This window comes from Nisaea sediminum (genome assembly GCF_014904705.1).
GTDB classification, from domain to species: domain Bacteria; phylum Pseudomonadota; class Alphaproteobacteria; order Thalassobaculales; family Thalassobaculaceae; genus Nisaea; species Nisaea sediminum.
In genome coordinates this window covers 683738-699509 of record NZ_JACZCQ010000001.1, presented here as the reverse complement: position 1 = coordinate 699509, position 15772 = coordinate 683738, and the positions used below count along the sequence as shown (strand labels likewise).

Below are 15772 nucleotides of genomic sequence, written 5' to 3'. Positions count from 1 at the left end.
TCCTTGGTGTCATCTCGTCGCAGAAAGGAGTGAAGCCAGGATCGAGGGGAACTTTTCCGGCAGATCCTCAGCGATCAGGCCGGGCCCGAAACGCTCCGCTGCGGCACCGTTGATCCAGACCGCCGCAGCAGCCGCCTCGAACGGTGGCATGCCCTGGGCCAGCAATCCGAGAATCGTGCCGGCAAGAACGTCGCCCGTGCCTCCCGTCGCAAGCCAGGGCGGCGCGTTTCCGTTGATCGCGCCCCGCCCGTCGGGAGCAGCGATCACCGTATCCGGTCCCTTGAGCACGAGCACGGCACCCGTATGCAGCGCCGCAGCCCTTGCTCTTTCGAGCTTGCTGCCTTCCAGCGCCGGGAAGAGACGCCGGAATTCACCTTCATGCGGCGTCAGCACGACCGGCCCCTTGATCAGAAGGGCCAGCCCTGCCGCGTTCTCCGACCAGACAGTCAAAGCGTCGGCGTCGAGGACGACCGCCTTTCCCGCTCTCAGCGCGGCGGCGGAAAACGCCCGCGTCCGTCCTGTCACGCCATGCCCGGGTCCGACCAAAACGGCATTCTTCCGTGGGTCAGAGAGCATCGCCTCGAATTCCGGCAGCCCCTCGGCAGACAGCACAATGGCACCGGGGGCATCCGCGGCGAAAAGACCGCACTGCTCCGGCTCGGCGACGACACTCAGCAGCCCCGCTCCAACCCTTCGGGCCGCGCGCGCCGCGAGGCGCCCTGCCCCGGTCATCGGCCCGCCGCTGACGACGGCATGGCCGCGGGTGTATTTGTGGCTGTCGGCATCTGGCATCGGGAACCGGCCCTGCCAGAGTGACGGGGCGTTCTCGACGCATTTCGGCGCGATCGCCGTCAGCACCTGCGGCGCGATCCCGATATCGGTCACCAGAAGCTCCCTCGAGAGCGACCGGCCCGGCTGAAGAAGATGGCCCGGCTTCTTTCGGAAAAACGTCACCGTCAGGGCGGCGGGCACGGCGATGCCTCTGACCGCGCCGGTATCGCCGTCTACGCCGCTCGGCATGTCGACGGCGACAGACGCAAGCTTTCCGGCAGCGACGCGGTCCCTCGCTGCTGTCAAAAAGCGCAGGGCGACACCTTCGATATCGCGCGCAAGTCCGGCGCCGAAAAGAGCGTCCACAAGCAGTTCGGCTTTTTCGAGAAGAGAGATTTCGAGATCCGCCACGGCGCCGTCCCAGGCGGCGCCCGCCTGGGCGGCGTCGCCCTTGAGGTCCGCCGGCCGACCGAGCTGAGCGAGATCGACCTCCCAGCCCGCCGCGCGCAGCAATCGCGCGACGACGAAACCGTCGCCGCCGTTATTTCCCGGGCCGCAGGCGACCAGAGTCCGCCGGGGCGAAAACCGGGCCATGATTGCATCCGCAACGGACTTGCCGGCCGCCTCCATCAGATCGATGCCGGGTACCCCGCCCTCGATCGTTCCCCGGTCCGCCTCTGCCATTTCAGAGACGGTGAGCAGCGCCAGCTCGTCCACGTCAGCTCTCCCCATCCAGTCCCGGCCCGGCAATTCGCCGCAGCCGCAAACTCTTGTCATCACCGAAGGATATGTCGAGAGTTCGCCCCTTGGAATGCGCTTATCCGCCTCAACCGCGACCGGCACCGGACCTGTAGATGTTTATTCTGACAAGATTTCTCTGGCTCACCCTCGGCCTGCTCGGTCTTTCGGCGGTAGCGCTCGGGGCCTACGGGGCGCATGCAGCGGGTTTCGATCAGGTCGCCCATGACCGCTTCGAGGCCGCCCTGCTCTATCACCTGGTCCATCTCGCGGGTCTGGCGGCGTCACTGCTGCTCGCCGGGTGTGCACCAGCACGGCTGCCGCTCGGCGCCGCTGTGCTTTTCATTGCCGGAACCGCGTTCTTTTCCGGATCGCTCTATGCAAGCGCCTTCAGCGGCGGCGCAACGACGACTGCGCTCGCACCGTTCGGAGGCGCCTGCTTCATGGCCGGATGGCTCGCCCTCGGCATTGCCGGCGCGCGTTCTGTCGGAAAATGATCCTGAGGAGAAAATGGGGCGAGTGATGGGTCTTGAACCCACGACCTCCAGATCCACAATCTGGCGCTCTAACCAGCTGAGCTACACCCGCCACATGTTCGCTCGCGTCACCGCGAGGGCCGATTACCTACTGTAACACGGTTGGCCCGTCAACCGATTTACCGAGCGATTTGACCTCTATTTTCTAGCCGCCGAAATGGGCCGCGAGCCGTGCGACCGCGTCGTCCAGAATGACGTCCTTCTTGGCGAAACAGAAACGAATGAAGTTCTTCGGCGCTTCACCGTGGAAGAAGGCGCTGACCGGCACGGCCGTCACCCCCGCCTCGGTGGTGATGTGGCGGCAGAAGGCGACATCGTCGCCGTCGAAGCCGAGCCCAGAAATGTCGACGAACTGGAAGTAAGTGCCTTCGCATTCAACGCAGTCGATGCCGCTGATCTTGCTGAGGCCTTCCGCGAGCCGGTCCCTCTTCGCCTGCATGGAGTCGCGCAACCCGTTAAAATAACTGTCATCCTGTTCGAGCCCGAAGGCGACAGCGCGCTGCAGGTTAGGCGCGGTGGTGAAGACGAGGAACTGATGCGCCTTGGCTATCGGCTGCAACAGTTCCGCCGGCGCGGTCAGGTAGCCGACCTTCCAGCCCGTCAGCGAGAAGGTCTTGCCGGCCGAGCCAATCCGCACGGTACGCTCGCGCATGCCCGGAAGCGCCATCAGCGGATGGTGGCGGCGGCCGTCAAAGGCCATGTGCTCGTAGACCTCGTCACAGACCGCGTAGCAATCATGCGCGATCACGGTCTCGGCGATCGCTTTCAACTCTTCCCCGGTGAAGACCTTCGAGGCCGGGTTCATCGGCGAGTTCAGCACCAGCAGCTTGGTTTTCTCGCTGAACGCCGCCTTCAACGCGGCGACATCGAGTTTCCATTCCGGAGGACGCAGGGTGACGACGCGCGGAATACCGCCCGCACGGCGGATAATCGGCAGATAGCAGTCATAGGTCGGCTCGATCAGCACGACCTCGTCGCCGGGCTCGATCAGGCCGAAGAAACAGGCCGCGAGACCTTCTGTCGCACCCGTGCTGACCATGACTTCCGTCTGCCAGTCCACATCCAGCCCGTAGAACCGCTTGTTATGCTTGGCGACGGCCTGACGGAGCTCGGGAACACCGAGCATCGGCGGATACTGGTTCGGGCGGTCGAAGAGGAAGTCGGAGGCCTTCTTCAGCACCGGATCCGGGCCGAGATCGTCCGGAAAACCCTGCCCCAGGTTGATCGATCCGTGCTCGATCGCCAACCGCGACATGACCTCGAATACGGTGGTTCCGTAAGAGGAAAGCAGACTGTTGGCAGGCTTCATCGGGGTCACTCCGGCAAGGGCCCAGGCAAAAGAGAGCGATGGCGATTAGCCCAAGGCCAAGCCCTTGGCAAGGTTTCCCGCTTCCACGCGGCGAAACGGCAGATTGTGAGTGTCCGGACTCGCCGTTATAAGGTCGCCGGAGAAAACAATAATTCGCCGATAAATTCGGAAGGAACAGGGATATGACGAAGCTGGCGGAACGGCTCAACCATCTCGGGACGGAAACGGCCTTCTCAGTGCTGGCGCGCGCCAACCAGCTCGCGGCTGAGGGCAAGAGCATCATCAATCTCGGCATCGGCCAGCCCGATTTCCGGACGCCCGACAATATCGTCGAGGCCGCGGTCAAGGCGCTGCATGACGGTCATCACGGCTATACCCCAGCCAACGGTATCCCGGCCCTGCGGGAAGCGGTCGCCGCCAATCTCGAGCGGCGGCACGGCGTCGCGGTCGATCCGGGGCGCGTGCTGGTGGTTCCCGGCGGCAAGGTCACCATGTTCCTCGCGATGATGATCTTCGGCGAGGAAGGCGCGGAAATCATGTTCCCGGATCCCGGCTTCCCGATCTACAAGTCGGCGATCGAATTCTCCGGCGCGAAGGCGGTCTCGATCCCGCTGCGCGAAGAGAACGGCTTCGCATTCTCCGCCGAAGAAGTGCTCGCCGGGATCACCAGCCGGACCCGGCTGATCATCGTCAACAGCCCGGCCAACCCGACCGGCGGCGTCGTCCCGCGGGAAGAGTTCGACAAACTGGTCGCCGGCCTGCAGGCCTGGCCCGACGTCGCGATCATGAGCGACGAGATCTACAGCGAGATGCTCTACGACGACCGCGAGCATGTCAGCCTCCTGCAATATCCCGAGATCGCAGACCGTCTGATCCTGCTCGACGGCTGGTCAAAGACCTATGCCATGACCGGGTGGCGGCTCGGCTACAGCGTCTGGCCGAAGGACGTCTTCCCCCACGCCGAGAAGCTCTGCGTAAACATTCACTCCTGCGTCAACGCGGCCGCTCAATATGCCGGCCTTGAGGCCCTCACCGGCCCGCAGGACCCGGTCGGAGAGATGCTCAAGGCGTTCGACGAGCGGCGCAAGGTCATCGTCCGCGAACTGAACCAGGTGCCGGGTTTCCGTTGCATCGAGCCGGGCGGCGCTTTCTATGCATTCCCGAACATCGAAGGCACCGGCATGAAGGCGCAGGCGCTGCAGGAGAAGCTGCTCGAGCAGGCTGGCGTCGCCGTCATCGCAGGCACCAGCTTCGGCGGCCACGGCGAGGGCTATCTGCGCTTCTCCTACGCGAATTCGACGGAGAATATCATCGAAGCGATCAAGCGCATCAAAGCCTGCCTCGCCTGACCTGCGCCTGAGGGACCCTGGAATGGACGCAGCTGGCGACATCTTGCTCACGTTTGTCGGCTGCGGCGACGCGTTCGGCAGTGGCGGGTGTTTCAATACCTGCTTTCATGTCGAAACACCCAAGACCCGGTTTCTGATCGATTGCGGGGCGAGTTCGTTGATCGCGATGAAAGCACTCGGGATCGACCGCAACCGGATCCAGACGATCCTGATCACCCATTTCCACGGCGATCATTTCGGCGGCATCCCCTTCTTCATGCTGGATGCCCAATTCTTCTCGAAGCGGACCGATCCACTGACCATTGTCGGCCCGAAAGGGCTGCAGGAGTGGATCGGACGAGCAATGGAAACCGCCTTTCCCGGCTCCTCCCGGACACGTCAGAAATTCCCTCTGGAACTGTTCGAAATAGAAGCGGAAGACAGCGTGACTGTCGGCGATCTGGAAATTCTGGCGCAGCAGGTTGTGCACGGCCCGCCCGACGGCCCTTTCCTCGCCTATCGCGTCTCCACATCCGGCAAGGTGATCGCCTATACCGGCGACACCGAATGGACCGAGAGTCTAATTCCGATCGGACGCGAAGCGGACCTCTTGATTGCCGAAGCCTATTTCTACGACAAGAAGGTCCCGTTCCATCTGGATCTTGCAACGTTGCGGGAAAAGCTTCCGGAAATCGAACCGAAGCGTCTGATATTGACGCATATGAACGACGATATGCTGTCCCGGAAGAAGACACTGGAATTCGAAACCGCCGAGGACGGATTGGTGGTGAAGGTCTGAGATGAACGTCGCCGGGCGGGACGAAATCCGATACGCACAAAACTTGGCGCCCAAAAAATAGGCAGGCGCTCAGAAAATACGCAGGAGAACAACTTGAAACTCGAAGCCCGGTTCAACTAGCGTTGTTTTTTCAATGAGTTACGGAATCGAAAACGCTTGGCACAGAGTGTGCTATTACGGGTTCCGTGACCCGTGCGACGGGACATCAACAGAAGAGCACTGAAGCAATGAAAAAAGTCGAAGCCATCATCAAGCCCTTCAAGCTCGACGAAGTGAAGGAAGCGCTGCATGAGGTTGGCATCCAGGGAATCACGGTAACCGAAGCCAAGGGGTTCGGACGCCAAAAGGGGCATACCGAACTTTACCGAGGAGCCGAGTACGTCGTCGATTTTCTCCCGAAGGTGAAAATCGAGGTCGTGATGGAGGACTCCCTGGTCGAGCGTGCGGTGGACGCTATCCAGTCCGCAGCCCGCACCGGCCGCATCGGCGACGGAAAGATCTTCGTTTCCGGGGTCGATGATGTCATCCGTATCCGAACCGGAGAATCCGGGGGCGATGCCCTTTAATTAGGGCTATGAACCCGTTCCGCCTTTACCGGAGGAACGAAACGCCCGCTCTGACGTCAGGCGGGTAAACAAATGGCTGGACCGCCCGGGGAGAGGGCACCGCCGAAACAGGGAAGCGATGCCGGCGGCATTCGGTCAACCAGGCACAGGTTGTCCAAGCGCCGACAAGGCAACGGCCCGTTTAAGTAGTCAGGAAGGAAGACTATGTCTGATGTGAATGCCGTTATGAGCATGATCAAGGAACATGATTGCAAGTTCGTTGACCTGCGCTTCACAGATCCGCGCGGCAAGATGCAGCACGTGACCCAGGCCATTGAGACGATCGACGAGGAAAGCCTCACCGAAGGCTTCATGTTCGACGGCTCCTCCATCGCCGGCTGGAAGGCGATCAACGAGTCCGACATGGGCCTGAAGCCGGACCTCTCGACCGCTCGCGTCGATCCGTTCTTCGCGCAGCCGACCCTGATGCTGTTCTGCGACATCCTGGATCCGATCACCGGCCAGCCCTACGAGCGCGACCCGCGTTCGACCGCCAAGGCCGCGATCAACTACCTGAACAGCCTCGGCATCGGCGACACCGCCTTCTTCGGCCCGGAAGCCGAGTTCTTCGTGTTCGAGGACGTGAAGATCAAAACCAGCAGCAACGTCGGGTACTACGAACTCGATCACCCGGAACTCCCGGCCAACTCCGCCCGCGCCTACGAAGAGGGCAACATGGGTCACCGTCCGGGCGTCAAGGGCGGCTACTTCCCGGTCCCGCCGGTTGACAGCGAACAGGACCTGCGCAGCGAAATGCTGGCGGTCATGGGCGAAATGGGCGTGCCGATCGAAAAGCACCACCACGAAGTCGCCCCGGGCCAGCACGAGCTCGGCATGAAGTTCGGCACCCTGCTGGAAACCGCCGACGCCCTGCAGCTCTACAAGTACGTCGTGCACAATGTCGCGCACGCCTATGGCAAGACCGCGACCTTCATGCCGAAGCCGATCGCCGGCGACAACGGCTCGGGCATGCACGTGCACCAGTCGATCTGGAAGGACGGCAAGCCGCTCTTCGCGGGTAACGGCTATGCCGATCTCTCCGAGATGTGCCTCTACTATATCGGCGGCATCATCAAGCACGCCAAGGCCATCAACGCGTTCGCGAACTCCACGACCAACAGCTACAAGCGTCTGGTCCCGGGCTTCGAGGCGCCGGTGCTGCTGGCCTACTCCTCGCGTAACCGTTCGGCCTCCTGCCGTATCCCGTTCGTGAACAGCCCGAAGGGCAAGCGCGTCGAGGTCCGGTTCCCGGATGCCGCCGGCAACCCGTACCTGATCTTCTCCGCCATGCTGATGGCCGGTCTCGACGGTATCCAGAACAAGATCCATCCGGGCGACCCGATGGACAAGGACCTCTATGACCTGCCGCCGGAGGAACTCGCCGAAGTTCCGACGGTCGCCGGCAGCCTCCGCGAGGCTCTGGAATGCCTCGATGCGGACCGTTCGTTCCTGACCCAGGGCGATGTCTTCACCGACGACCAGATCGATGCCTATATCGAGCTGAAGATGGAAGAAGTCATCAAGTTCGAACAGACCCCGCATCCGATCGAGTTCCAGATGTACTATTCCTCCTAAGACGGCCCGGGGCCGGTTCGCCGGCCCCATCGTCTCAGGTGACTGCAAGTCCTCCCGCCGGTGCGCTTATGGCCGGCGGGCGGCTTCCTCCCAAAACTCGGGCCGCCTCGCGCGGCCCGTTCTTTTTTTGGGGTCAGGGTGACCGGGGACGAACAAGCGCGATCGCGAGACCGCTCGCGACGATCATTCCGCCGCCTGTCAGGAGATGCAGCCCCGGCACCTCGCCGAAGAAAAGCAAGCCGAACAGCGCGGCATAGAGCAGCGTGCTGTAATAGAACGGCGCGATGAAATTCGCCTCGCCGACCGCGGCCGCCTTCAGAAAAAGCAGCTGGCCGCAGACCATGATGGAGCCGACTCCGACGAGGTACGGCATTTGCTCCGATGTCGGTATCTGGAGAAATGGCAGAGCCGCCAGCCCCGAAATAATCAGGCCTGCCAGATTGTTGATCGCCAGGATGGTTAGCGGTCGATCCGTCTGCGCCAGGATGCGGATCGTCACCACTTCTGCGCCGACGAGAACGGCGGACAGAAGTGCGATCAGGGCGCCCGGCTGAAGCACGCCTGCCCCCGGCCGGGTCATCACGACAACGCCCGCGAGCCCGACGGCCGCACCCAGCCAGCGCAGCGGGACGAGTTTCTCTTTCAGCACCAGAATAGCGAATCCCATCGCAAAGATCGGGCTCGTCCAGGCGATGGCGAGGGCATCGGCAAGCGGCATCATGCCGACAGCGGCGAACGACGCGGCGACGCCGGCAGCACCGAACGCAACCCGTATGCCGTGCTTCACCGGAATACGCGTTCGGAACACACTTCTGCCTCGTCCGAAAACGAAGGGCAACAGGGTGAGAAACCCGAACAGGAAGCGCGAGAAGGCAATCTGGACCGGATGCAGGGCGGGTCCGCCTTCCAGCAACTGGACGCCCTTCGCGCAGGCATTGGCCGCGGCGAAGAAGGCGCAGGAGACGACGACAAGAAACGCCGTCTTCAGTGCAGATCCGGTGTTCATGTTCCCGTCCCGGTCACTCCTGAAATCCGGCGGATAATCCGCATTCCCAAGAGACCGGGCAACGAACAACGCGGATGCGGACACGTGCAAAAATGTTCAGCGTCCGGTTCAGCCGCCGAGACGTGTTTCCTCAATGAAGTCGATCAATGGCTGCAGGTCCATGACATGCTCGTAGGCCCGGCGGCTGGGCAGTTCCATGATCGATTTTCCTTCCGCCGCCGCCTGGGCAAAGAGTTGCGTGTCCCGCAAGGTCGCGACTTTCGGAAATCCAAGGTCCTCAAGGAACGCCTCGAGGCGATCCGCAGCCTTCGTCCGCAGCCGGACGCGGTTCCCGACAAAGGCCACGGCGCGCTTGTTCTTCCGGATCGGTTTGAGGCCTGCGAGCTGATCCATGAAATGCCGGGTGCCATCCTCGTCGAAAGCGGAGGGAAGAACAGGGATCACGATCACGTCGGCCTGTTTCACGACGTCCTTCACTACGTCCCTACTCATGGCCGCGACGCAGTCCACCACAAGAATCTCGGTTTTCTTACGCGGCTTGGCACCCTCCGCCTCGAGATCGACTCCGCGGATCTTCGGCAAGTCCGCCGGCCGGCGCCGCAGCCAGGAGAGCGAACTCTGCTGTGTATCGAGATCTCCAAGCGCGGTGTCCAGGCCGCGTGCGGCATAGTGCGCGGCCAAGGTCGTCGCGAGCGTCGTCTTTCCGGCTCCGCCCTTGGTATTCGCGACGGCAATGGTGAACATCGTTCCTCCGTACTTTCGTCCCGGCGCAGAGCCGGGAACCTGCTTCGGCAGAGATTACGGAAGATCGACTTCGAAATCCCGGCCGCCCTCGCCATGCTGACTGTCACGTGCCTTGACCAACACCCGGGTCACTCCGGATGGAATGGAAACGCCGGAGAGCGACCGTGTGAACGGTTGTTCGTCGACATGCGGGTGATAAAGCACCCGCTCGCCGAGCAAAGTCCCGTCCGGTGCATGCACCGTCCAGGCATTGGCATAGTGGTCCCATCCGGTATCGGCGTGACGCACGGTCACATGGAACGTGTAGGTCCCGCCCGAGGCACGCTCGACACGGACATCTTCGACATCCGCCTCGCCGGCGCGAACGACACCCGCTCCAGGGAGCAGAAACAGCAACAGGACTAAGGCGGCAATCCGGAACGGACCGCACCGACGCAACGTAAACTCAGCGATCATCTCGCCCTCATGTGCGCACAAAGTACGCCTTTGAAAGGCCGGATGCAACCGGCCTCAGGCGCTTTCCAGCTTCCGCTTCCGGCCATTCGCGTCAAGGGCGACGAAGGTGAAATGTCCCTCGGTCACGAGAACTTCATCGAGATGATATTCCCCGGAGCGGATCGCCCAGGCCTCGATCTTGTAGGTCAGCGAGGTCGTCCCCTGCTTTTCGAAACTGGCGTAGCAGCAAAGGATGTCGCCAACTTTCACCGGCTTGTGGAAGGTCATCGCCTCGACGCCGACCGTGGCGACCCGTCCCTTTGCACGTTGCGCCGCGGCCGTACCCCCGGCTATATCCATCTGGCTGAGCACCCAGCCGCCGAAGATATCGCCGCTCGGGTTCGTGTCCGCGGGCATGGCGATGGTACGGACCTGCAGAGTCCCGACCGGCTGTCTCTCGTCTTGCGCCATGACCACTCCTGATTGCTTGGCGAGCACGGACCATATCTTGTAGTATTTGTCCGAGCGACTACAGGATAAATGCATTATCTGACCTTCAAGGACCTATTCGCCACATGTCGGACCTGTTCCAGAGCAACGCTGCCCGTAGCGACGACGACTATTCCGCCAAGGATATCGAGGTTCTCGAGGGCCTCGAGCCGGTACGGCGGCGGCCGGGCATGTATATCGGCGGCACGGACGAACGGGCGATGCACCATCTGGTCGCGGAAGTGCTCGACAACTCGATGGACGAAGCCGTCGCCGGATTCGCCAGCAGGATCGAGATCGACCTGTCGTCCGACATGACCGTGACGATCCGGGACAATGGCCGCGGCATCCCGGTGGACCCGCACCCCAAATTCAAGGACAAGTCGGCTCTGGAAGTGATCCTGACCACACTGCATGCCGGCGGGAAATTCTCAGATAAGGTCTACAGCACCTCGGGCGGCCTGCATGGCGTCGGCATCTCCGTCGTCAACGCGCTTTCCGACGACATGGAAGTCGAGGTCGCACGCGACAAGCAGCTCTTCGCACAGCGCTTCAGCCGCGGCTTTCCGCAAGGCGGGCTTGAGAGCCGCGGTGCGGTGCAGAACCGGCGCGGCACCGCGGTCCGCTTCCATCCCGACGCGGAGATCTTCGGGCGCGCCCGTTTCCGGCCGGCGCAGCTCTACCGGATGGCCCGTTCCAAGGCCTATCTGTTCAAGGGCGTGGAAATCCGCTGGTCCTGCGACACCGCCCTGATCGGCGAGGGCGACGACACGCCGGCAGCGGCCACTCTGCATTATCCGGGCGGTCTTTCCGACTTCCTCACCAGCACGCTCGGCGACCGCGCTTTGATCGGCGAGGCCTTCGCCGGCGACAAGGACGACAGCGAAACGCGCGAGCGGGTCGAATGGGCGGTGACCTGGCCGGATGACAATGACGACGGCTTCATGCACGCCTATTGCAACACCATCCCGACACCGAGCGGCGGAACGCACGAGGCCGGCCTCCGGACCGCCCTGCTCCGCGGGATCCGCGCCTATGCCGAGATGGTCGGCGGACAGAAAAAGGCGGCACAGATCACCGCCGAGGATGTCATGAGCGGTGCCTGCATCATGCTCTCCGTCTTCGTGAGGGACCCCCAGTTTCAGGGACAGACCAAGGAAAGATTGGTCAGCGCCCACGCGACCAAGCTGGTCGAGCAGTCGGTGAAGGACCGTTTCGACCATTGGCTCTCCGCCACTCCCGAGACCTCCAACCAGCTGCTCGAGCGCATTCTCGAACGTGCCGAGGACCGTCAGCGACGGCGCCAGCAGAAGGAAGTCTCGCGCAAGACGGCGACCCGCAAACTCCGCCTGCCGGGCAAGCTTGCGGACTGCTCCAGCTCCGATACCGAAACGACCGAAATCTTCCTGGTCGAGGGCGACAGCGCCGGTGGCTCCGCCAAGCAGGCGCGCAACCGCAAGACTCAGGCGATCTTACCGCTGCGCGGCAAGATCCTGAACGTGGCCAGCGCGTCGTCCGAGAAGCTGCGCGCGAACCAGGAGCTTTCCGATATCTCGCTCGCACTCGGCTGCGGTTCGGGCAGCAGCTACAGCTCGGAGAACCTGCGCTACGGCAAGGTCATCATCATGACCGACGCCGACGTCGACGGCGCCCATATCGCCTCTCTGCTGATGACCTACTTCTTCCGCGAGATGCCGAAACTGGTGGAGGAAGGTCATCTCTATCTGGCCCTGCCGCCGCTCTACCGCCTGACCCAGGGCACGAAGTCGGTCTATGCCCGCGACGATGCGCACCGCGAGGAGCTGATCCGGACCGAACTGACCGGTCGCGCGAAGATCGAGGTCTCCCGCTTCAAGGGTCTGGGCGAAATGCCGCCGGCGCAGCTAAAGGAAACGACGATGGATCCGGAAAAACGCATCCTGCTGCGGGTGTCCGTGCCGCCGTCACTGAAAAATTCAGATCCCGCCAGCGACGATGCGGAGGCACGCCGCGTTCTGGAAGAGACGGTTGAAACGCTGATGGGCCGCAAGCCGGAACTTCGGTTCCAATTTATTCAGGAAAATGCGAAGTTCGTCACCGACCTCGACGTTTGAGGCTGCGGCGCTCTACTTTTTCGGAAAACGAAGTCCCGAAATAGTTTCACAAATATTACCGGGACATTGTTTTGATACTACAGTGGCAGCGAAAACATGGCTGCAATGCGCGTTTTCGGCCATCTCTTTGTTGACAGCGCGCGCCTTGCACCTAATATCCGCGTCATCTTCGCGCCAGGCACGGATACAATGAACAGTGCCTCTTCAGACAACGCGATAAAATAGGCGGTACCTTGACGTTTTCAGACCTTGGACTTAGCGACGCGGTCGTTTCCGCGGTAACCGATGCCGGTTACACCACCCCTACTCCGATCCAGGAACAGGCAATTCCGCACGTCCTCATGGGACGGGACATTCTCGGCTGCGCGCAGACGGGGACCGGAAAGACCGCATCCTTCACCCTGCCGATGATCGATATTCTCGCGGCCGGCCGAGCGAAGGCGCGTATGCCGCGCTCACTGATCCTCTGCCCGACCCGCGAACTTGCGGCGCAGGTTTCTGAAAATTTCGTCAAGTACGGCAAGCACAACCAGCTCAACATGGCGCTGCTGATCGGCGGCGTCGCCTTCTCCGAACAGGAACAGAAGCTCGATCGCGGCGTCGACGTGCTGATCGCCACGCCGGGCCGCCTGCTCGACCATTTCGAGCGCGGCCGCATCCTGCTGACCGACGTCAAGGTGCTGGTGATCGACGAAGCCGACCGGATGCTCGATATGGGCTTCATCCCGGATGTCGAGCGCATCGTCAGTCTGCTGCCCCGGATCCGTCAGACCCTGTTCTTCTCGGCCACGATCTCCAAGGAGATCCGCAAACTCGCCGACGCCTTCCTGATCAATCCGAAGGAAATCACCGTCGCTGCCGCCTCCTCGGCCGCGGAAACCGTGAAACAGGCGCGGGTCAAGGTCGCGGTCAAGGACAAGCGCGCGGCGTTGCGCAGTCTGATCGACAGCGAGAAACCGACCAACGCGATCATCTTCTGCAACCGCAAACGCGATGTCGGCGTCGTGCACCGCTCATTGAAGCGCCACGGATATAATGCCGTCGAACTCCACGGCGACATGTCTCAGCCGGATCGGATGAAGACTCTGCAGCGCTTTAAGGACGGCGACGCGGATCTGCTCTGCGCCAGCGACGTCGCGGCGCGCGGACTGGACATTGCCGGCCTCAGCCATGTCTTTAATTTCGATGTCCCGACCCATGCCGAGGATTACGTGCACCGCATCGGCCGCACCGGCCGGGCCGGGCGCGACGGCCGCGCCTTCACCCTGACCACGTCCGAGGAGGAGAAATACCTCCAGGCGATCATCAAACTGATCGGCAAGGACATCCCGGTCCATGAAATCGCCAATCTGTCGGTCGACGGACACGATGGCGACGCGGACGAGGAACAGCGGGACGAGAAGCGCGACCGGAACGGACGCCGGAGCTCCCGTTCCCGCGGTGGACGGGATCGTGGCGGCCGGGATCGCGGCCCGCGCTCCGAAGAAAAATCACCGGCGCAGACGTCGAAGGAAAAAGACAACGTGACCGAGTTTCCGGCCAAGGAAGCGCGCCCGGCGAAACGTCGCCGCACGCGCGACGAGGATGCCGATCTGGAACCTGTCGTCGGGCTGGGCGATCACGTCCCGGCGTTTCTCCTCCGCAAATAGCACGGCGGCGCTCAATATTGCACGCCGCTTGATTTCTCCGCTCTTTTCGGAAACGATCAGGGCCTATCCGTTCTCAGCTCCGGGCCTCCGATGCAGACGATCTTCGTTCAGGTTAAGTGTGAATTGGGCGAGGCCTACAACGTGGCAGATTCCGCGATCATGGATTTCGAGGAAATCTCCGAAGTCCATTCGACGTCGGGCCAGTATGATCTGATGATGAAATGCTACCTGCAGGACGACACGGACATCGGCCGGTTCGTCACCGAGAAAATTCAGAAGATCAAGGGCGTGAAAGACACCTTCACGATCATCACCTTCAAGGCGTTCAGCTAGAGCCGTCTTCAGGTTCGCTGCGGAACTGCGTCCAGAGCCAACGCGTCCTCGTCGGAGTCGCTATCGCCGGCAGCGAATACGGCGCCATCCGTAATAGAGCTCTCGAACGATACCCCGTCCAGGCGCGCGCCGTCGAAATTGGTATTCGAACAGATCGTCTTCTCGAAAATCGCGCCATTGAGAGTCGCCGGGAAGCGCACGACGCGCCGATCGCCGCGGGTACTGAGCACGTTCACATATCCGAGATCGGCACTCGCGATGTTTGCCATCGACAAGTCGGCGTTCATCAGGATGGCGCCGCGCATGTCGGCATTCATGAAGTTGGTGTTCTTCAGATTGGCACCCGTGAAGTCCGCCATGGTGAGAAACGAGCTGCCGAAATTGCATTTCTCGAGATTTGCTCCGGTGAATTTGGCGACGCTCAGATCCGCGTTGCGGAAATCGAGCCCGACCATGTTGGCACCCGAGAAATCAGCCTGCTCGCCTTCCTTGCCGTCGGTCGCCAGCCACTTCATGTGTTTCTGAACTTTGATCTTGAGGCCGTCTTCCAGATCACGGATCCCGAGGAACACACGACAATTGTCGAGCCGGGCACCTTTCATGTCGCAAACTGAAACATCGACATTGCGCAACACAGCGCCTTCGAGGTCCGCGCCCCTGAGACTGGCCCCCTTCAGGTTGGTGCCAGCCATGACCGCATTCTTCATGCGCGCCAGTTCAAGATTGGCACCTTCGAGATCCGCGCCGGAGAAGTTGACCGCGACGAGTTCCGCCTCGGACATGTTGCTGTTCCGGAGCGACGCGCCTTCCATGTTGGCTTCGGTCAGGTTCGACCGCGAGAAGTTCGACTTGTCGAGTACCGCGTCGGACATGTCGACGCTTTGCGTCCGTTTCATTCCGGCATCGCGGATGTCGCCCGGGCGCATATCGGCTTCTCGGAAGTCGGAACCGCCAAGACGGGCCCCCGTAAACTTGGCGCCGCGGAGATCGGCGCGGAAAAAATTCGAGCCCGCGAGATTGGCCCGGCGCATCACGGCGCCGAACAGATCCGCACCGGAAAAATCGCCGCGCACGAAGGCGGCACCCGTCATGTCGACCCCGGAGAGCAGCGCGTTATGTAACTTGGCGTTAGGCGAGCGCAGTCCTTTCAGACTTGCGTTTCGTAAATCCGCACGCTTGCAACCTGGCACACCATCAAGGTAGCCCCGATGGAGGACGATTATTTCTTTAAGTGCTGCTTCATCCATCGAGTTAAAGTTCCAGCATGGCCCCAAGTAAATCTATACCAGAGGGTTATTGAGCGTTCATTTTCCCAATTTATCAAGCACTAAAGATTACAATAGCGCTCTCATTTAAATCGAA

Annotated in this window: 15 protein-coding genes and 1 tRNA gene; 8 read left to right on the top strand and 8 right to left on the bottom strand. The window is 61.8% G+C overall.

Going from position 1 to position 15772, the window contains the following annotated elements:
- Positions 1–9: 9 nt before the first annotated feature.
- A complete protein-coding gene (locus IG122_RS03305) occupies positions 10–1488 on the bottom strand; it encodes an NAD(P)H-hydrate dehydratase (protein WP_319024800.1) in 1479 nt (492 codons plus the stop codon).
- A 137-nt stretch (positions 1489–1625) separates the two neighbouring features.
- Between IG122_RS03305 and IG122_RS03300 the strand changes: the two genes are divergently transcribed.
- The gene (locus IG122_RS03300; protein ID WP_226893279.1) at positions 1626–2006 is read left to right on the top strand and encodes a DUF423 domain-containing protein; all 381 of its coding nucleotides are present in this window, start codon (positions 1626–1628) and stop codon (positions 2004–2006) included.
- A 14-nt stretch (positions 2007–2020) separates the two neighbouring features.
- Here the strand turns inward: IG122_RS03300 and IG122_RS03295 are convergent.
- A tRNA-His gene (locus IG122_RS03295) sits at positions 2021–2097 on the bottom strand.
- A 93-nt stretch (positions 2098–2190) separates the two neighbouring features.
- A complete protein-coding gene (locus IG122_RS03290) occupies positions 2191–3354 on the bottom strand; it encodes an aminotransferase (protein ID WP_193180351.1) in 1164 nt (387 codons plus the stop codon).
- 182 nt (positions 3355–3536) lie between these two features.
- On the opposite strand from IG122_RS03290, the gene IG122_RS03285 reads away from it, so the two are divergent.
- The 4 genes from IG122_RS03285 (at position 3537) to glnA (ending at position 7661) form a co-directional block, all read left to right on the top strand.
- A complete protein-coding gene (locus tag IG122_RS03285; protein ID WP_193180348.1) occupies positions 3537–4703 on the top strand; it encodes a pyridoxal phosphate-dependent aminotransferase in 1167 nt (388 codons plus the stop codon).
- A 22-nt stretch (positions 4704–4725) separates the two neighbouring features.
- Positions 4726–5481: an MBL fold metallo-hydrolase gene (locus IG122_RS03280; protein WP_226893278.1), complete on the top strand. Its 756-nt coding sequence runs from the start codon at positions 4726–4728 to the stop codon at positions 5479–5481.
- Between the two features lie 227 nt (positions 5482–5708).
- Positions 5709–6047 carry a P-II family nitrogen regulator gene (locus tag IG122_RS03275; RefSeq protein WP_193180346.1) on the top strand — a complete coding sequence of 113 codons (339 nt, stop codon included), beginning with the start codon at positions 5709–5711 and terminating at the stop codon, positions 6045–6047.
- 204 nt (positions 6048–6251) lie between these two features.
- Positions 6252–7661 carry a type I glutamate--ammonia ligase gene (glnA, locus tag IG122_RS03270; RefSeq protein WP_193180344.1) on the top strand — a complete coding sequence of 470 codons (1410 nt, stop codon included), beginning with the start codon at positions 6252–6254 and terminating at the stop codon, positions 7659–7661.
- A gap of 133 nt (positions 7662–7794) precedes the next feature.
- On the opposite strand, the gene IG122_RS03265 is transcribed toward glnA, so the two are convergent.
- The 4 genes from IG122_RS03265 to IG122_RS03250 all read right to left on the bottom strand — a co-directional run bounded on the left by IG122_RS03265 (position 7795) and on the right by IG122_RS03250 (position 10317).
- Positions 7795–8667 carry a DMT family transporter gene (locus IG122_RS03265; RefSeq protein ID WP_193180342.1) on the bottom strand — a complete coding sequence of 291 codons (873 nt, stop codon included), beginning with the start codon at positions 8665–8667 and terminating at the stop codon, positions 7795–7797.
- 108 nt (positions 8668–8775) lie between these two features.
- Positions 8776–9411 carry a ParA family protein gene (locus IG122_RS03260; protein ID WP_193180340.1) on the bottom strand — a complete coding sequence of 212 codons (636 nt, stop codon included), beginning with the start codon at positions 9409–9411 and terminating at the stop codon, positions 8776–8778.
- Positions 9412–9465: 54 nt separating this feature from the next.
- Positions 9466–9867, bottom strand: coding sequence for a hypothetical protein (locus tag IG122_RS03255; RefSeq protein WP_193180338.1), 402 nt, complete (start codon positions 9865–9867; stop codon positions 9466–9468).
- A gap of 54 nt (positions 9868–9921) precedes the next feature.
- On the bottom strand, positions 9922–10317 hold the full coding sequence (locus tag IG122_RS03250) for an acyl-CoA thioesterase (protein ID WP_193180336.1): 396 nt from the start codon (positions 10315–10317) through the stop codon (positions 9922–9924).
- Positions 10318–10421: 104 nt separating this feature from the next.
- On the opposite strand from IG122_RS03250, the gene parE reads away from it, so the two are divergent.
- The 3 genes from parE to IG122_RS03235 all read left to right on the top strand — a co-directional run bounded on the left by parE (position 10422) and on the right by IG122_RS03235 (position 14410).
- Complete coding sequence (parE, locus tag IG122_RS03245) at positions 10422–12428, top strand: DNA topoisomerase IV subunit B (RefSeq protein WP_193180334.1); 2007 nt, start codon at positions 10422–10424, stop codon at positions 12426–12428.
- Between the two features lie 233 nt (positions 12429–12661).
- Positions 12662–14077 carry a DEAD/DEAH box helicase gene (locus IG122_RS03240; protein WP_193180332.1) on the top strand — a complete coding sequence of 472 codons (1416 nt, stop codon included), beginning with the start codon at positions 12662–12664 and terminating at the stop codon, positions 14075–14077.
- A gap of 90 nt (positions 14078–14167) precedes the next feature.
- Positions 14168–14410 carry an Lrp/AsnC ligand binding domain-containing protein gene (locus tag IG122_RS03235; protein ID WP_193180330.1) on the top strand — a complete coding sequence of 81 codons (243 nt, stop codon included), beginning with the start codon at positions 14168–14170 and terminating at the stop codon, positions 14408–14410.
- 8 nt (positions 14411–14418) lie between these two features.
- Here IG122_RS03235 and IG122_RS03230 read toward each other — a convergent pair whose 3' ends face one another.
- Positions 14419–15657 (bottom strand): pentapeptide repeat-containing protein, encoded by a 1239-nt coding sequence (locus tag IG122_RS03230; protein ID WP_226893277.1) that lies wholly within the window; start codon positions 15655–15657, stop codon positions 14419–14421.
- Positions 15658–15772 lie beyond the last annotated feature (115 nt).